Source organism: uncultured Parasphingorhabdus sp. (genome assembly GCF_963677535.2).
Taxonomy (GTDB): domain Bacteria; phylum Pseudomonadota; class Alphaproteobacteria; order Sphingomonadales; family Sphingomonadaceae; genus Parasphingorhabdus.
In genome coordinates this window covers 375,420-398,212 of the sequence record NZ_CAXXUT010000001.1, presented here as the reverse complement: position 1 = coordinate 398,212, position 22,793 = coordinate 375,420, and the positions used below count along the sequence as shown (strand labels likewise).

The window sequence follows — 22,793 nt, the reverse complement described above, 5'->3', positions numbered from 1 at the left end:
AGCGCATATAGTGCGAGTCCCGGGGAAAATCTACCGCAACCGCGAACATCCCAAAGATGCCGCGTCAATCGCTGTTGCCGCGCCGCGCAACCGGTAGGCATCGACGATCGGTTTTCCGTCCCGACCAACGCTTTCCACCGTCATGCTGGTGGCCGAACGGATCGCGGCGATGATTGCGGCATCCATACGCTTGTCCTGCGACCAGCCATCCGAACGGGTAGCGGTCAACTGAAAACGCCGACCGGCGATACTGACCATCAGACGGCTGTTGGTCGACCGGTCCCGGCTCAACCGGACATGAAATTGTCGCCGGATCTTGCGGCTGGGCCAGAAACCGACGGTGGCAAAGGATTTTCGTTCCGCCTTGCCGGTAATTTCTTCTGACTCTGCAATTGCATAGCAGCGCGGGATTTCGGGATCGCGGAACGCGCCCCAGCTGTTGAATATGCCGAGAGAATCCTTGGCCATCGCCGGAATCGAGAGAAACGACACCGCCAGTCCCAGGAGAATATACTGCTTTTTCAAGCTTTCTCCCCTTCCCCTCCGCCGATATGGATCACATCCTCGACACCATCCCTGATCTGGACGATAGAGCCCTGCGGCAAGCCTTCGGCTATCGGCGCGCCAAAGCGCGGGTGCGGATCGGCACCGACCAGCAGGCCACGCAACACCCGGCTGGTCATGCCATGGCTGATCAGCACCGCATCGCGGGCAAATTCCTGTTCTGCCAGCCAATGTTCGAGCCGCCTCGCGATGGCACGATAATCTTCGCCACCGGGCGCGACGGTGACAAACAGCCTTTCGGTTTCGTCGATTTCCAGCTGGCCGGCCAGATCACGATACCAGGCACCGCCCCATTCACCCATGTCGATTTCGCGCAGACGCTCATCGCTGCGCGCCTGGTGCCAGTCCGCACCGACATGCTCGGCGATCACCGAAAGCGTCTGCAGAGCGCGGTCTGTATTTGACGCTATAAGATCTAGCTCTGGCTGCTCGTCCGCCAGATGGCGGGCCAACGCCTTGCCCATTTCGTCGGCTTGGGCAAATCCGGTTCGGGTCAGTGGCGTATGGACGTGATCACCCTGCAACCGGCCTGCCAGATTGAATATGGTCTCGCCGTGCCGCGCGATAAACAGTCGTTTTCCCTTGGTGTCCATGCCGCTCCTATTAACCCTGTTCTTTCCCGAAATGGCGAAATCCATCCGCTGCTTCTGCGGCTTTAACCACCTTGTTGCTTTTTTCCACAGTTTTTCACGGCATTATCCGGCGGCAAAGGCGATCAGGCTTGCCCTGCGGCACTTTATTGTTAATGAAGCCATGAACTATCCGTGAACCTGTGGAGAGTCTTTGCCTCGACAATTTTCACGGACGATCGGGAACAAGAAGGACGGTTTATGAAAGCGACCATTGAACGCGCGGCATTGCTAAAGAGCCTGGGGCATGTCCAGTCTGTGGTTGAACGGCGCAACACTATCCCCATTCTTTCCAACGTGCTAATCGAAGCCAGCGCCGACGGCAGCATCAAGCTGATGGCAACCGATCTCGATCTTCAGGTCGTTGAAACGGTCGAAGCTCAGATCGAGACCGCTGGATCCACCACCGTGTCCGCCCATACATTGTTCGACATTGCCCGCAAGTTGCCTGATGGTTCGCAAGTCCAGCTGGACGCAGCCGATGGCAAAATGAAGGTTAACGCCGGTCGCGCCCGCTTCAATTTGCAGACGCTTCCCCGCGACGACTTTCCGATCATCGCCGAAGGCGACTTACCGACCAGTTTCGAACTGCCTGCCTCTTCGTTGATCCAGATCATCGACAAAACTCGTTTCGCGATCTCGACCGAAGAAACCCGCTATTATCTCAACGGCATCTTCCTCCACGTGCAGGATGAGGAAACACCGGTGCTGAAAGCCGCCGCGACCGATGGCCACCGCCTCGCCCGCGTTACCCTGCCCCGCCCTGCCGGCGCGGAAGGCATGCCCGACGTGATCGTTCCCCGCAAATGCGTCAACGAACTGCGCAAGCTTCTCGACGAAAATGCTGAATCTTCGGTGCAGGTCGATTTGTCCGCTAGCAAGATACGTTTCACGCTCGGCACGGCGATCCTGACCAGTAAATTGATCGACGGGACATTCCCCGATTACACCCGGGTTATTCCGACCGGCAATGACAAGCTGCTCAAGATCGATGCAAAGAGCTTCGCCCAGGGCGTAGACCGCGTCTCGACCATCGCTACCGAGAAAACCCGGGCCGTCAAAATGGCGCTGGGTACCGACAAGATCACGCTTTCCGTCACCTCGCCCGAAAATGGCAAGGCAGAGGAAGAAGTCCCGGGCTCCTATAGTGACGACACGTTCGAAATCGGTTTCAATTCGAAATATCTGATGGATATTCTCGGAGAGATCGAAGGCGACACCGTTGAGTTGCATCTGGCCGACGCCAGCGCGCCGACGCTCATTCGCGAAAACGACAAGTCAACGGCGCTCTATGTGCTGATGCCGATGCGGGTTTGAGGACCGTCTGCAATTGATCGGAAACCGTCTCGCTTGAAGACTCCGATTGCGTATATCTCTGATGCCCGGCAAATTTTGTGGCAACTTGCGTGGCATCGTCACTTCTCCCTATAGCGCAAAATCACAGAGAGAATATTTGCCAGCCCTTTGGTTCACGAGAGGGGCTGGTATTTCCTTACAGCGCGCAATATAGCGCGCTCATTGATAATGACTCGGCAAATTTCTCTCTCCCGGTTCCTGAAGACCAGCCTGGCGATTCACGCTATGGCGCTGCTCGCAATTTTGCTGAGTTTACTCACTCCGCAAGGCTTCATGCCGGATCAGGCTGACCAGGGGTTCGTGATCAAACTCTGTTCGGGCCATGCCGATAGCAAACTCGCGATAGCCCCTGACCATCCCGACTTCGACCTGTTAACGCTGGTCTACGGCGAACAGGAGAAGAACACTCCGGAACCCGAACCGGAACAATCGTCGCCTGCCTGTGCCTTTGCCGGAAGCGCTGGCTTCGGCCTGGCCTCTTCCACGCCGGAATTCCAGTTTTCAAAATTGGCTTCGGCCACGCACGAACCCTCCGAACCGCGCCGCTTCGTGCTGCGCAACCGGATCAACATTCCGCCTGCAACCGGGCCACCAATAGCGTCCCAATACATCTGACAAAGCGCGCTATCGTCATCTTGAACGGTGACTGATCGCATCCGTTGCATTTTTCGCGGCCTCCCAACCATTGGGCAGTGGCCGTTTGGGATATATCATGAAAAAAATATTATTTACCGCATTCACCGCCAACGTAGCCCTTGGCGCTACCCCCCTTTTCGCCCAAGCCGACCCGCTTACCGACATCATCGTCATCGGACAGCGCGACACCGCTACCACCGACCAGGTTGAAAGTGACAAGGAAATCGTTTCCACACCCGACGCAGCGGCTCTGGTCGCGCGGGCACCAGGCGCTGCCCTGATCGACAATGGAGGGCTATCCGGTCAAGTCCAGTATCGCGGCCTGTTTGGCGATCATATTCTGGTCCGCGTCGATGGTCAGCGCTTTTCGTCGGGCGGTCCCAATTTGATGGACCCGCCGCTTCACTACGCACCGATGGCTCTGGTCGACCGGATCGAAGTGGATCGCGGTATCAGCCCGGTACGCAAGGGGCCGGGGATCGGTGGCGGTGTGAATGCCGTCTTGAAGCAAGCACAATTCTCGGACGGCGCGACACTGCAGCCGCAAGCCGATCTCACCGCAGGCTATCGCAGCGGCGACAACAGCTATCTGCTGGGAGGACTGGCCAGCCTGTCCAGCGAACGGGTCAAACTGGGCATCATCGCATCCTACGAAAAAGGTGAAGACCTGCAATTTCCGGGCGGTACCATAGCGTCTTCGAGCTTCGAGCGTCTGAGTGTGGGCGCCCATGCAGGCCTGAAAGTAGGGGACGGCAGCTTGACGCTCTCATATCGGCGACAGGAAACCGACCCGACCGGCAATCCGCCCTTCCCGATGGACATTCAATTTGTCAACACAGACTTTTTGAACCTTTCTTACGAGGGGCAAATCCGGGATGGTTTATATCTGGAGCTGGACGCGGGGCATGTTGCGGTCAGGCATCTGATGGACAATTTTTCATGGCGCCAAGGTCCGGTCAGCACGATGGATCAGCGCGCCACTTATGCGGATGCGGACACCAGCACGGCTGCCGTATCGCTGCGCATCGGCACCGCGGACCGCCATGTCCGGATCGGCGCCGATGTCGAGACCACGGACAAGGACGCGCGTATCACCAATCCGTCCAATGACGCCTTTTTCCTGACTTCACTCAGCAATATTTCCGGCAGCCGGGTTGGAGCCTTCGTCGAAAGCCGTCTCGGATTCGGACCGGTGGAAGCCGAAGTTGGCGCACGTTTTGATCATCACCAGATGGGAGCGAGTTCGCCGCAATTGGGCAGTGCAGTTCCAATGGGGCCTCGCATTCTCGCCGATGCGTTTACCGCATCGGATCGCAGCTGGTCCGACAATACAGTCGATGTCACAGCACGATTCTGGAGCGAGATTGGAAATATCAAGCCCCGCCTATCCTTTGCCTACAAGACCCGCGTTGCCAATGCCCTCGAGCGATTCTCATGGCTGCCGACTGGTGCCAGCGGCGGTCTTGCAGATGGGAATATCTACGTCGGAGATCTGAATCTCGACAACGAAAAGGCCTGGATTGCCGAGATCGGCTTCGACTATCAGGACAGCAGGTTCTACGCTCGGCCGACGCTCTTTTACCGGCGTATCGATGATTTTATTCAGGGCGTCCCTTTTGATGACACGCCGGGCATTATCGACAATCCGGTGGACATGGTTGCGAATATGAACGGCGATTCGACGCCGCTACGCTTTGCCAATGTCGATGCGGAATTCTATGGTGCCGACCTCGATTTCGGCTGGCATATAGGCGGCCCCTTGCATCTCGACGGAACGGCCAGTTACGTCCGGGCGAAACGGCGCGATATTGACGACAATCTCTATCGGATCGCCCCTCCAAATGCGCGCTTGGCTGTTAGCTGGCAGGAAAAAGCCTGGCATCTGGGCGCGGAACTGCAGGCATATGCAGAGCAAAACAAGGTGTCTGCTACCAACAGCGAACAGCCCAGCGATGGCTATTTTCTCGCCGGGCTATTCGGTCATGTGGCACTGACCAGTACTTTGTCGATCGACGCCAGCGTGGAAAATCTATTCAACAAACATTATACCGATCATCTCGCTGGCTATAACCGCGTCAGCGGATCAGATGTGGCCCTGGGTGCTCGCTTGCCTGGATCAGGAAGAAGCGCCTTTATCCGGCTACGCTGGACGGACATGTAATAGCTTCCATCCAATATCGAGCGCAGCCGGTTTTCCGGCTGCGCGCTACTCCGCCGCTTCCCGCATTTCGACAGCCTGCGGACCACGGATCAGCCCACCAGGACGCTTGTCGGTCACGACACCGCCCTCAAAGGTCACCTGCCCCGACTTGATCGTGTAATCATAGCCGTTCGCCTTTTGCAGCAGGCGCTTGCCACCCGCTGGCAAGTCAAAGGCCAGCCAAGGCTTGCCAAGCTTGATCCGTTCCATATCGATCACATTGATGTCTGCCAGATAGCCGGGCTTCAAAACCCCGCGGTCGTTCAAACCGTAAAGCCGCGACGTATCCAGACATTGCCGCTTGATCGCGTTTTCGATGCTGATCGTACCGCGCTTGCGGTTCTTCACCCAATGTTCGAGCATGAAGGTCGGGCTGGCCGCGTCGCAAATGGTGCCGCAATGCGCGCCGCCGTCGGACAGGCTGTTCACCGTGTCATCCGCCTGCTGCAAGGTCTCCAGAAAATCGAGATTGCCATCCATATAGTTGAGAAGAGGCAGATAGATAAATCCCTTGCCGTCATCTCCCATCATCAGATCATAGGCATATTCCGCGCCGGATTTTCCGGCGGCTTCGGCGCGCGCGGCGATGCTTTCATCGGCCTGCGGTTCATAGTCGAAATCCTCGTCCATCTCGAACTGCGCCGCCCAGCCTTGTGTGATCACCATAAAGACCGGCACCATATCGACCTGCTCCGGCATCTCGGCAGTCTCGCTCAGCAATTGCGCCTTGAACGCCGGATCCTTGAGCTTGGCATATTTCTCGTCCCAGCTCAGCTCTTCCATCGCCATCCAACTCGGGTGACGGACAAAGGGATGCACCGTGCCCTGCCAGGCCATGACAATGCCGTTCCCGCGCAGCGCGATCTGCGCAACGATATTGGCGCCATTGTCATTTTCCGCCCGCATATTGGCGATCTGCTCGTCGAGCGACTGCTCCTTGGCGATCGACTGCAGCGCCGCAAAGGTCACCGGCATGCCGGTTTCGCGGCTGAGGTCGCCCATCCAGCCAAATTCGTCCCATTCCTTGTTGAGATCGCTCGCCATTTCGAACACGCCATAACCGACCCGCCCCATCGCGCGGCCGATACCGATCAATTCTTCCTTGGTCGCGGTCGTGCCGGGAACCAGCTCGCCGTCAATGCTGCGATGCAGGATGGTCCGCGAAGTCGAGAATCCGAGAGCGCCGGCTTTCAGGCCGTCCTCGACGATCTTCGACATTTGCTCGATTTCGTCTTCGGTAGGAACCGCGCCGGGCTTCTCTCTGTCACCGAGTACATAGGCACGGACCGCTCCATGCGGCACATGGGTTGCGACATCGACCGTGCGCGGCATTCTTTCCAGCTCGTCGAGATATTCGGGGAAGGTTTCCCAGTTCCAGCTCATCCCTTCGGCCAAAGCGGTGCCGGGGATATCCTCGACGCCTTCCATCAGATTGATCAGCCACTCATGCCGATCAGGACGCGCCGGCGCGAAACCGACGCCGCAATTGCCCATCACGACTGTGGTGATGCCGTGCCAGCTCGAAGGCGCCATTTCATCGTCCCAGGTCGCCTGCCCGTCATAATGGGTGTGCACGTCGACAAAGCCCGGCGTAACAAATTTTCCTGATGCATCGATCTCTTCACGGCCCTTTGCCGCGACCGTCCCGACCAGAGATACGCGATCGCCGTCGATCGCCACATCGGCGACAAACGGCGCTCCGCCTGTGCCATCCACAACCGTACCACCACGAATTACCAAATCATGCATCGAGTCTCTCCTGTATATTTCGCCAAGCGTAGCAGATTTAACTAGATGATTAAAGCAATCTGCTGTTACCCTCTGCTGCATGGTAGAAAAATTATCATGGCAGCCCGATCCGGCGAGCGGCATTTTGATCGACCGGGTCGAAGCCAATGGACAGACTTTTGAAGTCGCAAAAGCCGGCAGCGGCGGGAAACTGGCGCTCTGTCTGCACGGCTTTCCCGAACTCAATTATTCGTGGCGGCACCAGATCCCGCTGTTGGTGGAAATGGGCTATTTGGTCTGTGCACCCAATCTGCGCGGCTATGGCGGTTCCAGCAAGCCGGAGGGAGTGAATTCCTATCGGCTGAACATTCTGGTTCAGGATGTCGCCGCGCTGATCGACGCCAGCGGCGCAGAGGATGTCACCCTGATCGCCCATGACTGGGGCGCAATCGTCGCCTGGCATTTCGCCATTCTGAAAATCCGTCCGCTGACCCGACTGGTGATCATGAATGTTCCCCATCCCAAATGCGCGCAGCGGGAAATGAAACATTGGTATCAGTTAAAGAAAAGCTGGTATATTTTCTTTTTCCAGTTGCCTTGGCTGCCGGAGAAGATGCTCGGCCGAAACGAAGCGCAGCCGGTCAAACAGGCCTTTTCCAAAATGGCCGTCGACAGGAGCCGTTTCCCAGATAGCGAGTTGCAAGTCTATGCCGACGCCGCCAACCGCCCCGGCGCGCTGCGATCAATGATAAACTATTATCGCGCCCTGCTTCGTACCCCCGATGCACGGGAGATTGGCGATGGTATGATCGACATACCAACGCTGATGGTCTGGGGTGAGGAAGACGCCGCGATCGACATCCGCTGCACCGACGGCACGGAAGAATGGGTACCCGATCTGAAACTGCAACGCCTGCCCGCTGTTTCCCACTGGGTGCAACAGGAAGCGCCAGAGAAGGTCAACGCGATTTTGCGAGAGTGGTTACCCGGCTAACCCCGCGCCGCGATCATATCGGCGATATCGGTGAATTTCTCGCGCGGCGAGCCTTCTCTGGCGCGGGCGATTTCGGCTTCCTCGATTTTCTTCCAGTCGCGGAAGGTTACGGTTTCGACGCCGCGTTCTGCAAAGAGACGATCCAGCGCTGCGCGACCTGCTTTTCGTCCACCAGCACCGATATCTTCCGCGATGGCATCAACAATTGCAAAACCGTCCGGCTTGTTGGTACCGATCGTACCCGACGGCCCGCGGCGCGCCCAGCCGACGCAATAGAGGCCCGGCAATATCCGTCCATCAGTATTGGCGAAGCGACCGCGGCCATGTTCATAGGGCACGCCCTCAATCGGCGGCGTCCGATAGCCGATGCAGCTGATCACCATCTGACAATCAAGTTGGTAGAGTTCTCCGGTACCGATGGATCGCAGGTCCTTGTCGAGCTCGGTTCTCTCAACGATCAGTTTTTCGACTGTATCATCGCCGCGAATTTCGACCGGCATTGCAAAAAAGTCGAAGACAATCTCAATTGGCTTATGCTGCGCATCGGCCGCCTTGCTCTGGAAATTGCGCAAATGCGTCACCGATTTCCGCATTCCCGGCTCAAGCATGGCATCATCACCGGGCTCCGGAAAATCCGCCCCGTCAACTACCGGTCTCGCTCGTTCCAGTTGCCCCAGTTCGCCCAGTTCCTTCGGCGTCATTGCAATCTGATGCGGACCGCGCCGTCCGAGAAAGGTGATCTTCTCGACCTTGCTCTGCTTCAGCCCGTCGAGCGCGTGACCGACAATATCGCTGCCCGCAAACTCATCTTCCGTCTTTGCCAATATCCGCGCGACATCAAGTGCGACGTTGCCATTGCCGATGATCGCCACCGATTTGGCATCCAGTGGCGGATCAAGATCCTTGAAATCCGGATGACCGTTATACCATCCGACAAAGGCGGCACTGCCGATGACACCCTTCAGGTCGCTGCCAGGAATATCCAGGGCTCGGTCATTTGGTGCACCGGTTGCCAGGACCACGGCATCGTAGAGGTCCTGCAGTTCCGCAACACTGACATCCTCGCCAACGGTGACATTACCGACAAATCGGACATTGTCGCCGAGATTGGTTTTTTCATAACGCCGCGACACGGCCTTGATCGACTGATGGTCGGGCGCGACGCCGGTGCGGATCAGGCCGAAGGGAACGGGCAAGCGATCGATGATGTCGACAGCGACTTCCTCGCCGAATTTCTTTTGCGCCGCTTCCGCCGAATAATAGCCTGCTGGCCCAGATCCTATGATCGCAATATGCCGCATCGTTCTGCCTCCCCCATTAGGTTGCCCGATTATGCGGTCATGCTAACGTCTTAATTACAAAAGAAAAGCAAAAGGGTGCTGTCAATTTCATGAGGCCGGAATGTTGCAGAAGGCCGCCTAGCCGCTGACATTGGCGACATTATAGCGCAACGCTTCCTCATTGGTCAGGCAGCGCCGGGTCGATCCGTCACCATCCTCGGTTTTCACCGCATTGGTCTGGTACATGATCTCCGACAGCAATTTTCGCGATACACCCATCCGGATCAGGAAGTCATTATCTTCGGTCGCCAGCAGCGCGCTCTGCTGCTCGACTTCGCCAATCAGCCCGACGGTCGAATCCGTGCCCATTTCGATGCTGTAGTTGATTGCGTTGCGGTCGTTGGTCATGGTGAACATATGCACCATGAAGTGGGCACCGGGCTCGACGATCCGGGCCCTGCCGCCCATGAACACAAAATTGCAGGCGCTAAAACAGGTCCAGCCCTGAGGAATACGGGTGATGATGAGCGCATCGGCTTCGCGGATCACTCTGCCGGTTTCATTTCCGGCCCGCGCATTACCGCCGGAAGACCGCAACCAGATTTCGGTTATGTCCGGATTATCAGACAGCATCTTTCGCATCCGGTCCGGCAGGTCTGCATCCACGGCTCCTTCAGCCAGCAAAATCTTGGTGTCTCCGACCATTTTGGGAGTCAGCACCATTGTCTCGTTATTCGACCAGTTCGGCGCGATCGGACAGGTGGGATTATCGGGATCAATCGGCTCTTGCGCATGTCCGGCGCTTGCGACAAGCACGCAGCCGGCAATAATATTTCGTACAATTCTAATCATGGCGTGAACTACCGTTTCAATCGTTCCCGTGAGAAAATGCGATACCATGGATGAATGATATTGAAAACCGGCCTTGACCTTAAAAATATGACGATACTATGATCCAAGTCATAGTCTGGGAGGATTATTCAGTATATTTCAAATTGTAAGCCACGGGGTCGCAAACCATTCATCCTGATTTAGAGACAAGCTTCCGCATGGGAAAGTTTTGAAGTCGGGATCAAACCGGAGGAATACACATGTTGAAGAGAATTTTGACCCTTGCTGCGGTCTCGTCGCTTGCATTAACGGGCGGAACGGCAATGGCAGCCGGAAAATCCAAAGGCCAAAAGGCGCAAGATCGCGCTACCGCACAAATCCCCGTTTGCACAGTCAAGCTGGGAACGATCGCGGTCGTGGAACCAGAGGTAAAGTGGTGGAGAAGCTATAAGATCGGTTCGCCGGAAGCACTGATCAAGACTTTTGTGCAACGATCGGGATGCTTCGGCCTGGTCGACCGTGGTTCAGGCCTGGCCGCACGCGCGGTCGAACGGGCGCTCGGCGATGATGGAGAGTTGCAGAGAGGATCAAACCTCGGCAAACGTCAGGTCAAGGCCGCAGACTATGTCCTCATACCCGATATCATTTCGGCCAACAGCAACTCCGGCGGTGGCGGAGCCCTTGGCGGACTGGCCGGTGCGCTCGGCGGACGCACTTTTGGCGGTCTGGTTGGCGGACTCAAAGTCAACAAAAAGGAAGCGAATGTCACGCTTTCCCTGGTCAATGTCCGCACGACCGAGATCGAACGAACGGTGGAAGGCTATAAGCGTACATCCGACGTCAGCTTTGGCGGTGGCGGCGGTGCCTTTCTTGGCGGTGCTCTCGTCGGTGCAGCAGGCGGCGGATATACCGACACCCAAATAGGCCGGGTCATGGCGCTCGCCTATCTCGACGCATATACCTTGCTTGTTACCCAGCTAGGCGGGCTCCCGGTGGATCCGAGCGCAGCAGCACCCCAAGCGGAATAGGCCCAGTCAATACACGAAAAGACAGACCCGGCGCCTTCAATTCTGGCGCCGGGTTTCTATCAGAATCCCGTGCTCTCCAATAGCGGCCAGAGGACGATCCGTGGATAGCGACGGACAATGATCGGGTCCATTTGGCAGTGGCAAGCCCGCAAGGGGAAAACTTGGCTAGGCTGCTGACCCGGTCGCATTGAGGGAGAGGAAAAGTGCGGAAGCCGTTCAATCGACTACAGGCGCTGATGATAAAGGCGATGGCGGAGGCGCTATTCTATAACCGGAAGATGGCAGTTTCAGCCGATCAGGTCGTGGAGAATCTGCAGGAACATTTTACCAATATCGACGGCCAGAAGCCGGACGAAATCCGGTTGGCCCTTTACGGGTTGTTCCTGGTCCTCGGCGGCCCGTTCTTTCTCGCGGCGTCGCCCAGAATACGGAAGAAGCTGATCGGCAGACGCCTGCAGAAATCTCGGATCGATTTTCTTCAGGACATTGCCCGCACCAAGGGCGTCATACTGGCTGGATATTACGGCCATTGGCAGCATGGTGATGAAGAGGAGAATTTCGACAATCCGGTCCTGGTCGACCTCGATTTCCAACTGCCGGCACAGCGTGACCGATCGGCCCCGGGCGAGCGACCGGTCCGCCGCGAAACGCACCGCGATCTGACTGCAGACGTGTTTGTCGGGCATGGCGCGATCCCGGAAGAGGCAGATGTCATAGTCATCGGTTCGGGTGCCGGTGGTGCCGTCGCGGCAGCTGCGGTGGCCGACGAAGGACATGGGGCATTGATCATCGAGGCCGGCAGCCACTATCCATCATCGCGGCTGACCCACGAAGAAGCCAGAATGACCGCGCGGCTATTCAAGGATGGCGGACTGCAGACCACGGCCGACCGTGACATCATCGTGTTTCAAGGCCGCGTGGTGGGCGGTTCTACCGTCATAAACAACGGCATCTGTCTGCGCATGAAACAGGATGGCCTGGTCCACCCGGATGCGGAAGATGTTTATGAAACTTGGGCTCGGCTGGGCGCGCCGATAAGCGAAGTCAGTTTGGCTGCCAGCTATGATGCGGTCGAACAGATGCTCAATGTTTCCGAGATCGACATAATCACCGGCCGCAACAATGGCCCGCACCTGATCAACGGCTGGACAAAATATGCTGCCCAATCGGGCGACCCGATGGACAAGACCGCCATCACCGCCTGGTTTCGAAAAAATTATGGTCCGCCGACACCAGACAGCCAGTGTGTCTATTGCGGCTATTGCAACACCGGCTGCCCCTATGGCCGGAAGAAAGCCATGCCGGAAAGCTACTTGGCGCACGCGACCAGCAATGCGCGCGAGAAACCGGCTCGTATACTGGACCGGGCAGAAGCAACCGAAATTTTATGGACCGAAGGTGCCAACGGAAAACGCATTGCCGATGCTGTCAAAATCACTCTGAAAGGGGGTGGCAAGCGGGTCATTCGGGCCCGAAAGGGTGTGGTCGTTGCGGCAGGTGCGCTGGCCTCCAGCAATTTGCTGTACAACAGCGGCATCCTCCAATCGGGCAGCAATATTTCGCTCAACATCGCCTGCCCCGTCGTTGCGCTGATGCCCGAAGGCACGAGAGTCAACGCATGGGACGAAGACCAGATGGCGACCTATATCGATCGCGGTGACTTCCTGATCGAAAGCCATTTCCAGCCGCCAATGAGCATGGCCATGCTGGTACCGGGCTGGTTCGAGGATCATTATGAACGAATGAAAAATTATAGCCGGCTGGTCTCGGCCGGAGTCCTGTTCCCTGCTGACCGGCTCGGCCACATGAAAAACGGGAAGCTCAAGCTCAAGATCGGCGAGCCGGAACTGGCATTGCTGCGCCGCGCGCTGGCGACCATGACCAAGGTCCACTTCCTCAATGGCGCGATCGAAGTCTACCCTGCCCTGCTCCGCGGCCAGACGCTGACTGCCGATATGAGCCATGAGGCGATCGATGCCTTTTACAAAAAAGCGATCGTCGAGCCCGACGATGTCGTCTTGTCAAGTTCCCATCCCCATGGTGGCAATGCAATCAACGAAGACCCGCACCGGGGCGTCGTCGATCTCAACCAGCGCGTGCATAATACGACCAATTGCTATGTCACCGATGCCAGCGTGATGCCCAGTTGCATCCGGGTCAACGCGCAACTGACCACGATGGCTATGGCGCACAGGGCGATGGCCGGCAAAAGACGTTTCGGCTAGTCCTGAAAAGTGAAATCGGGCAACGACTGAAACGCGTTTTTCAACGCATCCCCCCAACCGGTCGAGATTGCCTGGAAATAGGCATCCTCTTTTTCGATCCGTTGCTGGTGACTGGTCGCGAAACTGTCGGTTTCATAAACCTGCATGTCAAGCGGCAGATCCACCGCAAGATTAGCCCTAATAGTCGAATCGAAAGAAACCAGAAGTAATTTCACGGCATTTTCAAAGGACATGTCCGGATCAAAGCCGCGAACCAGAATTGGACGACCATATTTGGTTTCTCCACTCTGGAAAAAGGGGCTGTCATCGCTGGCCTCGATGAAGTTGCCGGCAGGATAGATCAGGAACAGCCTCGGATCGCTGCCTTTGATCTGGCCGCCAAGAATGAGCGTAGCGCCAAAGGGAGACTTGGATTCCTGTCCTTCACGGGAATAGGTTTTAACCACCTCCCGCAGGGTCTCGCCGATGATCGTGGCGACCTGGAACATCGACGGCGCCTGCAGAATAGAGGGATTTCGTTCATCGGGATGCTTTCCGCGCTCGTCGAGCAGGCTGACCACGGCCTGAGTAGTCGCCAGATTGCCCGCAGAAAGCAGCGTGATGACCCGCTCGCCGGGCACTTCCCAACTGGTCATTTTCTTGACCTGGGCAATATCGTCGACGCCGGCATTGGTGCGCGTGTCCGACATGAAGACAAGGCCGCGCTTCATCCGCAAACCTACGCAATAAGTCATTTTTGAATTCCCGAACTAGCTTGAAAACAGGATTACTGCTGAACCTGCAGCGTGACAATCATATCTTCATTTCCGGCCCCGTATCGCAGTCCGGAAATCGGCGATGCTTCCCGGTAATCAAGCCCGGTAGCGATGCGTACATAGCGTTCATCGGGAGAATAGCCATTGGAAACATCAAAACCGACCCAGCCCAGTCCATCCACATGAACCTCTGCCCATGCGTGGGTCGCATCCTGATCTATTCGGTCACTCATCATAAGATATCCGGAAACATAGCGTGCGGGAAATCCGAGCAAACGCGCTGCGGCGCAAAATATTTGACAGTGATCCTGACAGACCCCTTCTCCTGCCTTGAGCGCGGTTTCGGCGTCCGTACCGGCATCCGTCTTACCCGTGCGATAGGCAACTTTGTCCAGCACAGCTGCCGACAGGGCATGCAACTTGGCAACATCGCTCTCGAAATCATCGCCGATTGATCTCACCAGCTTTCTGGTTCGCGAACCGGGCCTGGTGAGCTCGGTCGCCCCTTTGAAATACCAGAGGGGCGCAAAGCCTGCATGCGATCCCATGATGCCGCTGCCATTGCTATTCTCAACCTCGCCGGTGCACCGGATCGCAATTTGCTTGCGGCCCCGCTCGATGCTGATCAGGTCGACATGATTGCAATGGTGGTCTTCAAAAGACAGCTCCACCTTGCCACCCTCGATTTCGATATCCCAGTTCTTGATATCATTCCCCGGCCGTTGCTTTGGCCGCAAACGGACCTGTTGCAATGCATATTGCACTGGCGTGTCATAAACATAACGGGTTTCGTGATTGATCTTCAGCAGCATGATTATCCGACCCTGTCGTGAAAATTAAAGTCTGTTTCGATTTGCGCGGCAAGACCATTATTGGCCCGGATAAAATCCGCGATATACTCGTGCAGACCATAATCGAAAATCGCCTCGATTGGCCGTCTCAGAATGTCAGTGCAAATTTCGTGCGCCAATTCACCGGAGCGGCTTTTTATCCCGTAATTATGATCGATATAGTTCAGGTTGTCGCTGATCTTGGCGTAGCAGAATGTCAGCGATCGGGGCATTTGACGGTGCAGGATCAGATAGTCGGCAACCGCTTGCGCGCTGATATCCGGACCATTGAGCCAGCGAAACGAGCGATGCGCCGAAACCGATCGCAGGATCGTCTCCCATTGTACATTATCGACCGATGATCCGATTAGGGCGACCGATGGCAATAATAGATAATATTTCACGTCGAGAATGCGGGCGGTACTGTCTGCCCGTTCCAGGAAGCTGCCGAGCCTGAGGAAATTGAAACCGTCATTGCGCAGCATCGTGCCGAGCGTCGCACCCCGAACCAGGGCGCTCTGATTCCGGATCAACCCCAGCGTTTCCGGAAGATCCTGTTCCCTGACCGGTTTGGCCATAGCCGCATTCAATGTAATCCAGCTCTCGTTGGTTGCTTCCCAAACTTCTCGTGTCAGCGCGGTTCTCGCCGTACGCGCGCTGTCCCGGGCCTTTTTCGTTAATGCCATGACACTGTTGGTATTGTCCCTGTCGCGGAGCAGAAAATCGATGACATTGACCGAATCAAAATCGTCATGCTTGCGGCGATAGGCTTGCAATACGCCGGAAGACTTGAGCACCGAAGACCATTCGTCACTCGCAGAAGCGGAGCGGGTCAGTGCGATCCGGAATCCTGCTTCGATAAAGCGTGCGCTATTCTCAACCCGCTCGAGATAGCGCGACATCCAGAACAGGCTGGCGGCTGTTTTTCCCAGCATCAGATACGCTCCCTCATTCTTCCAGCACCCAAGTATCCTTGGTGCCTCCGCCCTGACTGCTGTTCACGACCAGCGAACCTTTGGTCATCGCCACTCGGGTCAGACCGCCAGGGGTGATACTGATACCGCTGGGAGAGACGAGCACAAACGGCCTGAGGTCGACATGACGCGGCGACAGCCCTTTCTTGGTGAAGATCGGTACGGTGGAGAGCGCGAGGGTTGGCTGGGCGATATAGTTGCTGGCATTATCGATCAGCTTGGCCCGGAAGGCGGCGACTTCCTTTTTTGAAGCCGCCGGTCCAACCAGCATGCCATAGCCGCCCGATCCGTGCACCTCCTTGACGACCAGTTCTTCCAGATGTTCCAGCACGTAAGCGAGCTGATCCTTTTCCGAACAGCGCCAGGTCGGCACATTTTCTAGCAACGGTTTTTCGCCGGTGTAGAATTCGACGATATCCGGCATGTAGCTATAGAGCGCCTTGTCGTCAGATATTCCGGTACCGGGCGCATTGGCGATGGTGATGCCACCGGATCGATAGACATCGAATATTCCCGGTACGCCGAGCATCGATTGCGGATTGAAATTGAGCGGGTCGATATATTCATCGTCAATCCGGCGGTAAAGCACGTCAATCGCGGTATATCCCTCGGTCGTTCGCATGGCGACGCGACCGTCGACAATCTTGAGATCATGGCCCTCGACCAGTTCAACGCCCATCTGGTCGGCAAGAAAACTGTGTTCGAAATAGGCGCTATTGTAAATACCCGGAGTCAGCACCGCAACGACCGGTTTGCCTTCGCATTTCGGTGGTGCACAAGCGGCGAGCGACCGCCGCAACTGTCCGGGATAATTGCTGACTTCCTGAACCTTGATCCTGGCGAATAGCTCGGGGAACATCTGCAACATGGTCTCGCGGTTTTCGAGCATATAGCTGACCCCTGACGGGGTCCGCGCATTATCCTCGAGAACATAGAATTCCTCGTCACCGGTCCGGACAATATCCGTGCCGATGATATGGGTGTAAATGCCTCCCGGCGGATTTACGCCGATCATTTGCGGGAGAAAGGCTTCGTTGTTCGCGATCAGTTCAACCGGCACCCTGCCCGCCCGCAATATCTCCTGCCGATGATAGATGTCGTAGAGGAATGCATTGATCGCCCGGACTCGCTGTTCGATGCCCTTTGACAACTTGCGCCATTCGCGCGCGGACAGCACCCGCGGTACAACGTCGAAGGGAATCAACCGTTCGTCGGCCTCGTCCTCTCCGTAAACATTGAAGGTGATCCCGGTTTTCCGGAAAAAAGCTTCCGCGTCAGCAGATTTGCGGTGCAGACGCTTGACATTCTCCCGGTCAAGCCAGCTTTTATAGTCTCGGTACGGTGGTCGGACGTCGTCCCCGCTACCCAGCATTTCATCGAACAAGCAAATTCCCCCTCAATCGAAGCGTGAAAACCTGTCCTCCCGCATCGAAGCTAACGCAACCGATCATGGGAAGCAAAGGAAATAGAGAAATCCGGCAGCAGGATCGGCACGCATTTGCGGGGAGAAGTTGAAAAGCGCGCCGCCCTGCCTGCGATCCCGGACGATCTCGGTTCGCTCTATGGCGCTTTCGTCATCCGGCTAGGCTCCACAATACTTTACTTCCCGCCGATATCGTCTAATCGCTGCTGCGACTATTTTTGGAGAATATCATGCGTGCCGACGCGCAAGCCTTTGTCGACCGGATCGACGCCGCCCTTTCCCTGATCAAGACCGCCCTCAACTGGGACGTTGCCCTGCGCCGTCTCGACGAGCTCAATGCTAGGGTCGAGGATCCGACGCTGTGGGACGACCAGAGCGCTGCCCAGGCGGTGATGACCGAACGCCGCCGCCTCGATGAATCGATCAGCGCTGCGCAGGAAATCCAGCAGGAACGCGACGACGCAATTGAATTCATTGAAATGGCCGAGGAAGAAGGCGATGCCGCCCTCGCTGACGAAGGCGTAGCCACGCTCGAGAAACTCGCGACCCGCGCCGACCGCGACAAGGTTAAGGCTCTGCTCTCCGGCGAGGCCGACGGTCTCGACACCTATATCGAAATCCACGCCGGCGCCGGCGGCACGGAAAGCCAGGACTGGGCCGAAATGCTGTTGCGCATGTACCAGCGCTGGGCCGAGGCACGCGGCTACAAGGTCACCATGGTGGATTATCAGGCCGGCGACCAGGCCGGCATCAAATCCGCCACGATCGAGGTCAAGGGCGAAAATGCCTATGGCTATGCCAAGACCGAAAGCGGCGTGCACCGGCTGGTCCGCATCTCGCCCTATGACAGCGCCGCCAAGCGCCACACCAGCTTTTCCTCCGTCTGGGTCTATCCGGTGATCGACGACAGTTTCGAGGTCGAGATCAACGAGAGCGACCTCAAGATTGACACCTATCGCGCCTCCGGTTCCGGCGGCCAGCACGTGAACACCACCGACAGCGCCGTGCGCATCACCCACCAGCCGACCGGGATCGTCGTCGCCAGCCAGAATGACCGCAGCCAGCACAAGAACCGCGCCACCGCGATGGGCATGTTGAAAGCGCGCCTGTTCGAGGCCGAACTGCAGCGCCGCGAAGCCGAAGCCTCGGGCGAATATGAAGCCAAGACTGAAATCGGCTGGGGCCACCAGATTCGCAGTTATGTCCTGCAACCCTATCAGATGGTCAAGGACCTGCGCACCGGCCACACCAGCAGCGCCCCCGGTGATGTGCTCGACGGCGCGCTGGACGATTTCATCGCCGCGACGCTCGCACAGAAGGTGACGGGCGAAGCGGTCGATGTCGAGGATGTGGATTAGGGAGCGTTTGCCCCTGCTCAGGCAGGGGCCCATCTCCAGAAATACAACCTGAAAACACAGGTTATAGATAAAGCTGCGCTACATCACATCCGCAAGCCGCGCCTAAAGCCATCCCGAATGGAACCCATGGCCCGTCCAAAACGTAGGACAGGCAGACACTACGCGATATCGACCCGCAGCTGACCATGATCATCGATACGAGACCTTGTCTCCGGCCAGTTCGCGCATGTTACGTCGCCACTCTTGGGAAGGACGCCGTTAAATGGAAAGCACCGAACTTGTCGTAAACGGAAAAGCGCACAAGCTGGAGGCCGACAGCCGCGTCACCTTGCTCGATGCGCTGCGCAACCATCTCGGCCTGACGGGCACCAAGAAGGGTTGCGACCATGGTCAATGCGGAGCCTGCACCGTCATCGTCGAGGGACGGCGGGTCAATTCCTGCCTGACTCTGGCCTGCATGCATGACGGTGACGAAATCACGACGATCGAGGGCATCGGCCAGCCGTACAATCTGTCTGCTTTGCAATCCGCTTTTGTCGCGCATGACGGTTTCCAGTGCGGCTATTGCACACCAGGCCAGATCTGCTCGGCCACGGCTATGATCGAGGAAGCCAGGGCCGGATGGCCAAGCTTTGTTTCCGACGACCTCGACGGTCCCGCAGAATTGAGCGACGAAGAGATATCGGAACGGATGAGCGGCAATCTCTGCCGCTGCGCCGCCTATCCCAATATCGTCAATGCGATCCGTCAGGCCGCCGGAGAACAGTCATGAAGCCCTTTGAATATGCGAAAGCCACCGAGCGCGCCGATGCAACCGCCCAAGCAGCGAATAATGCGACCTTCATCGCCGGCGGGACCAATTTGCTCGACCTGATGAAGCTCGAGGTGATGGCGCCCGACAAGCTTGTCGATATCAACCGGCTCGATCTCTCCGAGATCAGCGAGACCGATGATGGCGAATTGCGGATCGGTGCCTTGGTGACCAACAGCGATTGCGCCGCCGACAAGCGCATCCGTGACGATTACCCTGTCCTGTCGCGTGCCATTCTTGCCGGAGCCAGCGGACAGCTGCGCAACAAGGCGACGACCGGCGGCAATCTGTGCCAACGCACCCGCTGCTATTATTTCTACGATACTGCGATGCCCTGCAACAAACGCGAGCCGGGCTCCGGCTGTCAGGCGATGGAAGGCTTCAACCGAATCCACGCCATCCTGGGCGCGAGCGACGCCTGCATAGCCACCTATCCCGGCGACATGGCGGTCGCGATGGCGGCGCTGGATGCCCAGGTCGAAATCGAGGACAAATCCGGCGATATCCGACACGTTCCGGTGCGGGAATTTCACCTGCTGCCCGGAGACCATCCGGAGAAGGACAATATCCTCGAGCCCGGCGATCTGATCACCGCGGTGATCCTGCCAACTCCGGTCGAGGGCAAACAGATTTACCAGAAAGTCCGCGATCGCGCCTCTTATGCTTTCGCGCTCTGCTCGGTGGCTGCCATCGTAAAAATGGATGGCGACACAATAGCCAGCGCCGCGCTGGCCTTTGGCGGACTGGCCCACAAGCCATGGCGTGACGAAGCGGTGGAAAAATTGCTGGTCGGCCAGCAGCCGTCCGCCGAACTGTTCGGCCAGGCTGCCGACCAATTGCTCGCCGAAGCGCAGGGCTATGGCAGCAATGATTTCAAGATACCGCTGACCAGACGCGTTCTGATTTCCGTTCTGAAAGAAGCGACACAGACAGGAGCCGCATCATGAACGCGCATCGGAAAATGGACAAACCGGACTCTCGCAACCGTCTGGATGATATGCGTCAGGGACTGGTCGGGACAGCGATGGACCGCCCCGACGGCCCGCTCAAGGTCTCCGGCCAGGCAACCTATGCGCACGAATGGGACGTCCCGGACATGGTCCACGGCGTGCTGGCGCGCGCGACAATCTCCAAGGGACGCGTCACCGATGTCGCCAGCGACGAGATTCTGGCGGACGATGCGATACACGCCGTGATCACCGACGATCGCCTGCTGCGGCGACCGGCGCAAGGCGGTGCCAATGAAGCGCCACCGCAGGGATCGAAACAGGTCGACTATTTCGGCCAGCCGATCGCACTGGTGGTAGCCGACACTTTCGAACAGGCGCGCCATGCCGCGAACAATCTGAAAATCGGCTACGAAACAGAAGGCAATGCAGCCTTTGACCCCGAGGCAGCAGGCACCGAAACAGACAAGCCCGAAGATGACGAGCTGGAACAGGGCAACCTTGATCAGGCGATGCGCGACGCCGCTTTCACCGTCGATCAGGTCTATCGCACACCCGGCCATAACAGCGCCGCGATGGAGCCGCATTGCGCGATTGCCAGCTGGGAGGGCGACAAGCTCACCCTGCGCGGCAGTTATCAGATGCTGAATTTCAACATCAACGAACTGGCAGACGCGCTGCATATCAGCGCGGATAATATCCGCATGCTCTCGCCCTTTGTCGGTGGCGGCTTTGGCTCGAAACTGGGTCTTTCACCGGAAGCCGTCGCGGCAGCCATAGCGGCGAAGGAAATCGGTCGGCCTGTCTGTGTGACCCTGTCGCGCCAGCAGGTTTTCGAAACCACCATGCGCCGCTCCGAAACCCGTCAGCATGTGCGGCTGTCCTGCGGCGAGGACGGCGATCTTACCGGCCTTGGACATGAATGTCTGGTATCCAATCTGCCGGGCGAGGAATTTTACGAACCGGTCACCCAGGCCACCCATTTCCTGTACGGCGGTAAAAATCGCAAGCTCGGCATCGAAGTCGCTCGTCTCAACCGAACCTGCGGCGGCTCGGTCCGCGCGCCGGGCGAAGCGGTCGGCATGCAGGTTCTGGAAAATGCGATGGACGAACTGGCGGAAGCCGCCGGTATCGATCCGATCGAGCTCAGAAAGCGCAATATCCCGGAACAGCATCCGGAGAAGGATATACCCTATTCGTCCCGCCGGTTCACCGAGGCGCTCGACGAGGGCGCGAAACGGTTCGGATGGGACAAGCGTAACGCAAAACCCGGAACCCTGCGTGAAGGCGACTGGCTGATTGGACACGGCATGGCGGGCGCAGCCCGGATCAACGTCCTTTCGGAGGCCAAGGCCAAAGTGACTCTGCAGGCAGACGGAAGCGCCGTGGTCGAAACCGACATGACCGACATCGGTACCGGAACCTACGCGATACTGACGCAGATTGCCTGCGACATGCTGGGTCTGCCGGCCGACAAGGTTGAAACGAAGCTTGGCGACACCGATTTTCCGGCGGGACCCGGCTCGGGCGGGTCTTGGGGCGCCTCCTCTTCAGGCTCGGCGGTCTTTCTGGCCTGTGAAGAAATCCGCAGAAAGCTTTCGGACAAGCTTGGCAGCGACGAACGTGACCTCGAACTTGCAGACGGCAAGGCGGGAACGGGAGAATCGGCGCAATCGCTGGCCGTCATATTGGATAGAGAAGAGATTTCCGCGATTGGCCATATCGAACCCGGCAAGACGCTGGAGGACTGGCAACAGGCGACCTACGGTTCCTATTTTGCCGAAGTTGCAGTCAACACGATCACCGGGGAAACACGGGTAAAGCGGATGCTCGGCGTATTTGGCGCAGGGCGGATATTGAACGAGAAGACCGCGACATCGCAATGCTATGGCGGCATGATCTGGGGCATCGGCAGCGCGCTGACCGAAGAGCTGGCCTTCGACAACCGCGACGGCCATATCGTCAACCATGATCTCGCCGAATATCATATCCCGGTCAATCTGGACGTGCCGCAGATCGAGGTTGTCCTGCTCAAGGAGCGCGACGAATTTGCCAGCCCGATTCAGGCCAAGGGAATCGGCGAACTGGGCATCTGCGGAGCCGCCGCCGCGGTCACCAATGCGATCTATAACGCCACCGGGATCCGGGTCCGCGACTATCCTGCGACGCTCGACAAGCTGCTGGAGGGATTGCCCGATCAGCAGCAATGATATTAGCTGTCCAT

General features: G+C 57.5%; 19 protein-coding genes. 10 read left to right on the top strand and 9 right to left on the bottom strand.

Annotated features, from left to right (window positions below; all coding sequences use genetic code 11):
* Positions 1-30: 30 nt before the first annotated feature.
* Together ACHZCJ_RS01890 and ACHZCJ_RS01885 are read right to left on the bottom strand one after the other, a co-directional pair.
* Complete coding sequence (locus ACHZCJ_RS01890; protein WP_236553866.1) at positions 31-525, bottom strand: hypothetical protein; 495 nt, start codon at positions 523-525, stop codon at positions 31-33.
* Positions 522-1,157: a histidine phosphatase family protein gene (locus ACHZCJ_RS01885; protein ID WP_321323410.1), complete on the bottom strand. Its 636-nt coding sequence runs from the start codon at positions 1,155-1,157 to the stop codon at positions 522-524. Before ACHZCJ_RS01885 ends, ACHZCJ_RS01890 begins: the two co-directional genes overlap by 4 nt.
* Before the next feature lie 237 nt (positions 1,158-1,394).
* Between ACHZCJ_RS01885 and dnaN the strand changes: the two genes are divergently transcribed.
* From dnaN to ACHZCJ_RS01870, 3 genes are all read left to right on the top strand, one after another.
* Positions 1,395-2,510 carry a DNA polymerase III subunit beta gene (gene dnaN, locus ACHZCJ_RS01880; RefSeq protein WP_321323406.1) on the top strand — a complete coding sequence of 372 codons (1,116 nt, stop codon included), beginning with the start codon at positions 1,395-1,397 and terminating at the stop codon, positions 2,508-2,510.
* Between the two features lie 264 nt (positions 2,511-2,774).
* Entirely contained in the window at positions 2,775-3,164 is a 390-nt protein-coding gene (locus tag ACHZCJ_RS01875; protein WP_159643269.1) for a hypothetical protein, read from the top strand.
* Between the two features lie 97 nt (positions 3,165-3,261).
* Positions 3,262-5,346, top strand: a complete 2,085-nt coding sequence (locus tag ACHZCJ_RS01870; protein WP_321323403.1) for a TonB-dependent receptor domain-containing protein — start codon at positions 3,262-3,264, stop codon at positions 5,344-5,346.
* A 45-nt stretch (positions 5,347-5,391) separates the two neighbouring features.
* Here ACHZCJ_RS01870 and ACHZCJ_RS01865 read toward each other — a convergent pair whose 3' ends face one another.
* Positions 5,392-7,134, bottom strand: coding sequence for a D-aminoacylase (locus ACHZCJ_RS01865; protein WP_321323401.1), 1,743 nt, complete (start codon positions 7,132-7,134; stop codon positions 5,392-5,394).
* A 79-nt stretch (positions 7,135-7,213) separates the two neighbouring features.
* Here ACHZCJ_RS01865 and ACHZCJ_RS01860 point away from each other — a divergent pair, with 79 nt between their 5' ends.
* Entirely contained in the window at positions 7,214-8,107 is an 894-nt protein-coding gene (locus ACHZCJ_RS01860; RefSeq protein WP_321323399.1) for an alpha/beta hydrolase, read from the top strand.
* Here ACHZCJ_RS01860 and ACHZCJ_RS01855 read toward each other — a convergent pair.
* Entirely contained in the window at positions 8,104-9,408 is a 1,305-nt protein-coding gene (locus tag ACHZCJ_RS01855) for an FAD-dependent oxidoreductase (RefSeq protein WP_321323397.1), read from the bottom strand. The two genes, ACHZCJ_RS01860 and ACHZCJ_RS01855, sit on opposite strands and share 4 nt — an antisense overlap.
* Before the next feature lie 117 nt (positions 9,409-9,525).
* Positions 9,526-10,239, bottom strand: coding sequence for a hypothetical protein (locus ACHZCJ_RS01850; RefSeq protein WP_321323395.1), 714 nt, complete (start codon positions 10,237-10,239; stop codon positions 9,526-9,528).
* Between the two features lie 239 nt (positions 10,240-10,478).
* Here ACHZCJ_RS01850 and ACHZCJ_RS01845 point away from each other — a divergent pair, with 239 nt between their 5' ends.
* Positions 10,479-11,246, top strand: a complete 768-nt coding sequence (locus ACHZCJ_RS01845) for a CsgG/HfaB family protein (RefSeq protein ID WP_321323393.1) — start codon at positions 10,479-10,481, stop codon at positions 11,244-11,246.
* A 203-nt stretch (positions 11,247-11,449) separates the two neighbouring features.
* Complete coding sequence (locus tag ACHZCJ_RS01840; RefSeq protein ID WP_321323391.1) at positions 11,450-13,471, top strand: GMC family oxidoreductase N-terminal domain-containing protein; 2,022 nt, start codon at positions 11,450-11,452, stop codon at positions 13,469-13,471.
* Here ACHZCJ_RS01840 and ACHZCJ_RS01835 read toward each other — a convergent pair.
* The 4 genes from ACHZCJ_RS01835 to ACHZCJ_RS01820 are packed head-to-tail and all read right to left on the bottom strand — an operon-like array spanning position 13,468 to position 17,402.
* Positions 13,468-14,205, bottom strand: a complete 738-nt coding sequence (locus tag ACHZCJ_RS01835; protein WP_321323390.1) for a peptidase — start codon at positions 14,203-14,205, stop codon at positions 13,468-13,470. The genes ACHZCJ_RS01840 and ACHZCJ_RS01835 overlap by 4 nt on opposite strands.
* A 32-nt stretch (positions 14,206-14,237) precedes the next feature.
* Positions 14,238-15,038, bottom strand: coding sequence for a transglutaminase family protein (locus tag ACHZCJ_RS01830; protein ID WP_321323388.1), 801 nt, complete (start codon positions 15,036-15,038; stop codon positions 14,238-14,240).
* 2 nt (positions 15,039-15,040) lie between these two features.
* Positions 15,041-15,991 (bottom strand): alpha-E domain-containing protein, encoded by a 951-nt coding sequence (locus tag ACHZCJ_RS01825; RefSeq protein ID WP_321323386.1) that lies wholly within the window; start codon positions 15,989-15,991, stop codon positions 15,041-15,043.
* A gap of 13 nt (positions 15,992-16,004) precedes the next feature.
* On the bottom strand, positions 16,005-17,402 hold the full coding sequence (locus ACHZCJ_RS01820; RefSeq protein ID WP_159647920.1) for a circularly permuted type 2 ATP-grasp protein: 1,398 nt from the start codon (positions 17,400-17,402) through the stop codon (positions 16,005-16,007).
* Positions 17,403-17,683: 281 nt separating this feature from the next.
* On the opposite strand from ACHZCJ_RS01820, the gene prfB reads away from it, so the two are divergent.
* The 4 genes from prfB to ACHZCJ_RS01800 all read left to right on the top strand — a co-directional run bounded on the left by prfB (position 17,684) and on the right by ACHZCJ_RS01800 (position 22,779).
* Entirely contained in the window at positions 17,684-18,811 is a 1,128-nt protein-coding gene (prfB, locus tag ACHZCJ_RS01815; RefSeq protein WP_159643287.1) for a peptide chain release factor 2, read from the top strand.
* Between the two features lie 262 nt (positions 18,812-19,073).
* Positions 19,074-19,583 (top strand): 2Fe-2S iron-sulfur cluster-binding protein, encoded by a 510-nt coding sequence (locus ACHZCJ_RS01810; protein ID WP_159643289.1) that lies wholly within the window; start codon positions 19,074-19,076, stop codon positions 19,581-19,583.
* On the top strand, positions 19,580-20,569 hold the full coding sequence (locus ACHZCJ_RS01805) for a xanthine dehydrogenase family protein subunit M (RefSeq protein WP_321323382.1): 990 nt from the start codon (positions 19,580-19,582) through the stop codon (positions 20,567-20,569). Before ACHZCJ_RS01810 ends, ACHZCJ_RS01805 begins: the two co-directional genes overlap by 4 nt.
* On the top strand, positions 20,566-22,779 hold the full coding sequence (locus ACHZCJ_RS01800) for a xanthine dehydrogenase family protein molybdopterin-binding subunit (protein WP_321323380.1): 2,214 nt from the start codon (positions 20,566-20,568) through the stop codon (positions 22,777-22,779). The genes ACHZCJ_RS01805 and ACHZCJ_RS01800 overlap by 4 nt, the downstream gene beginning before the upstream one ends.
* Positions 22,780-22,793 lie beyond the last annotated feature (14 nt).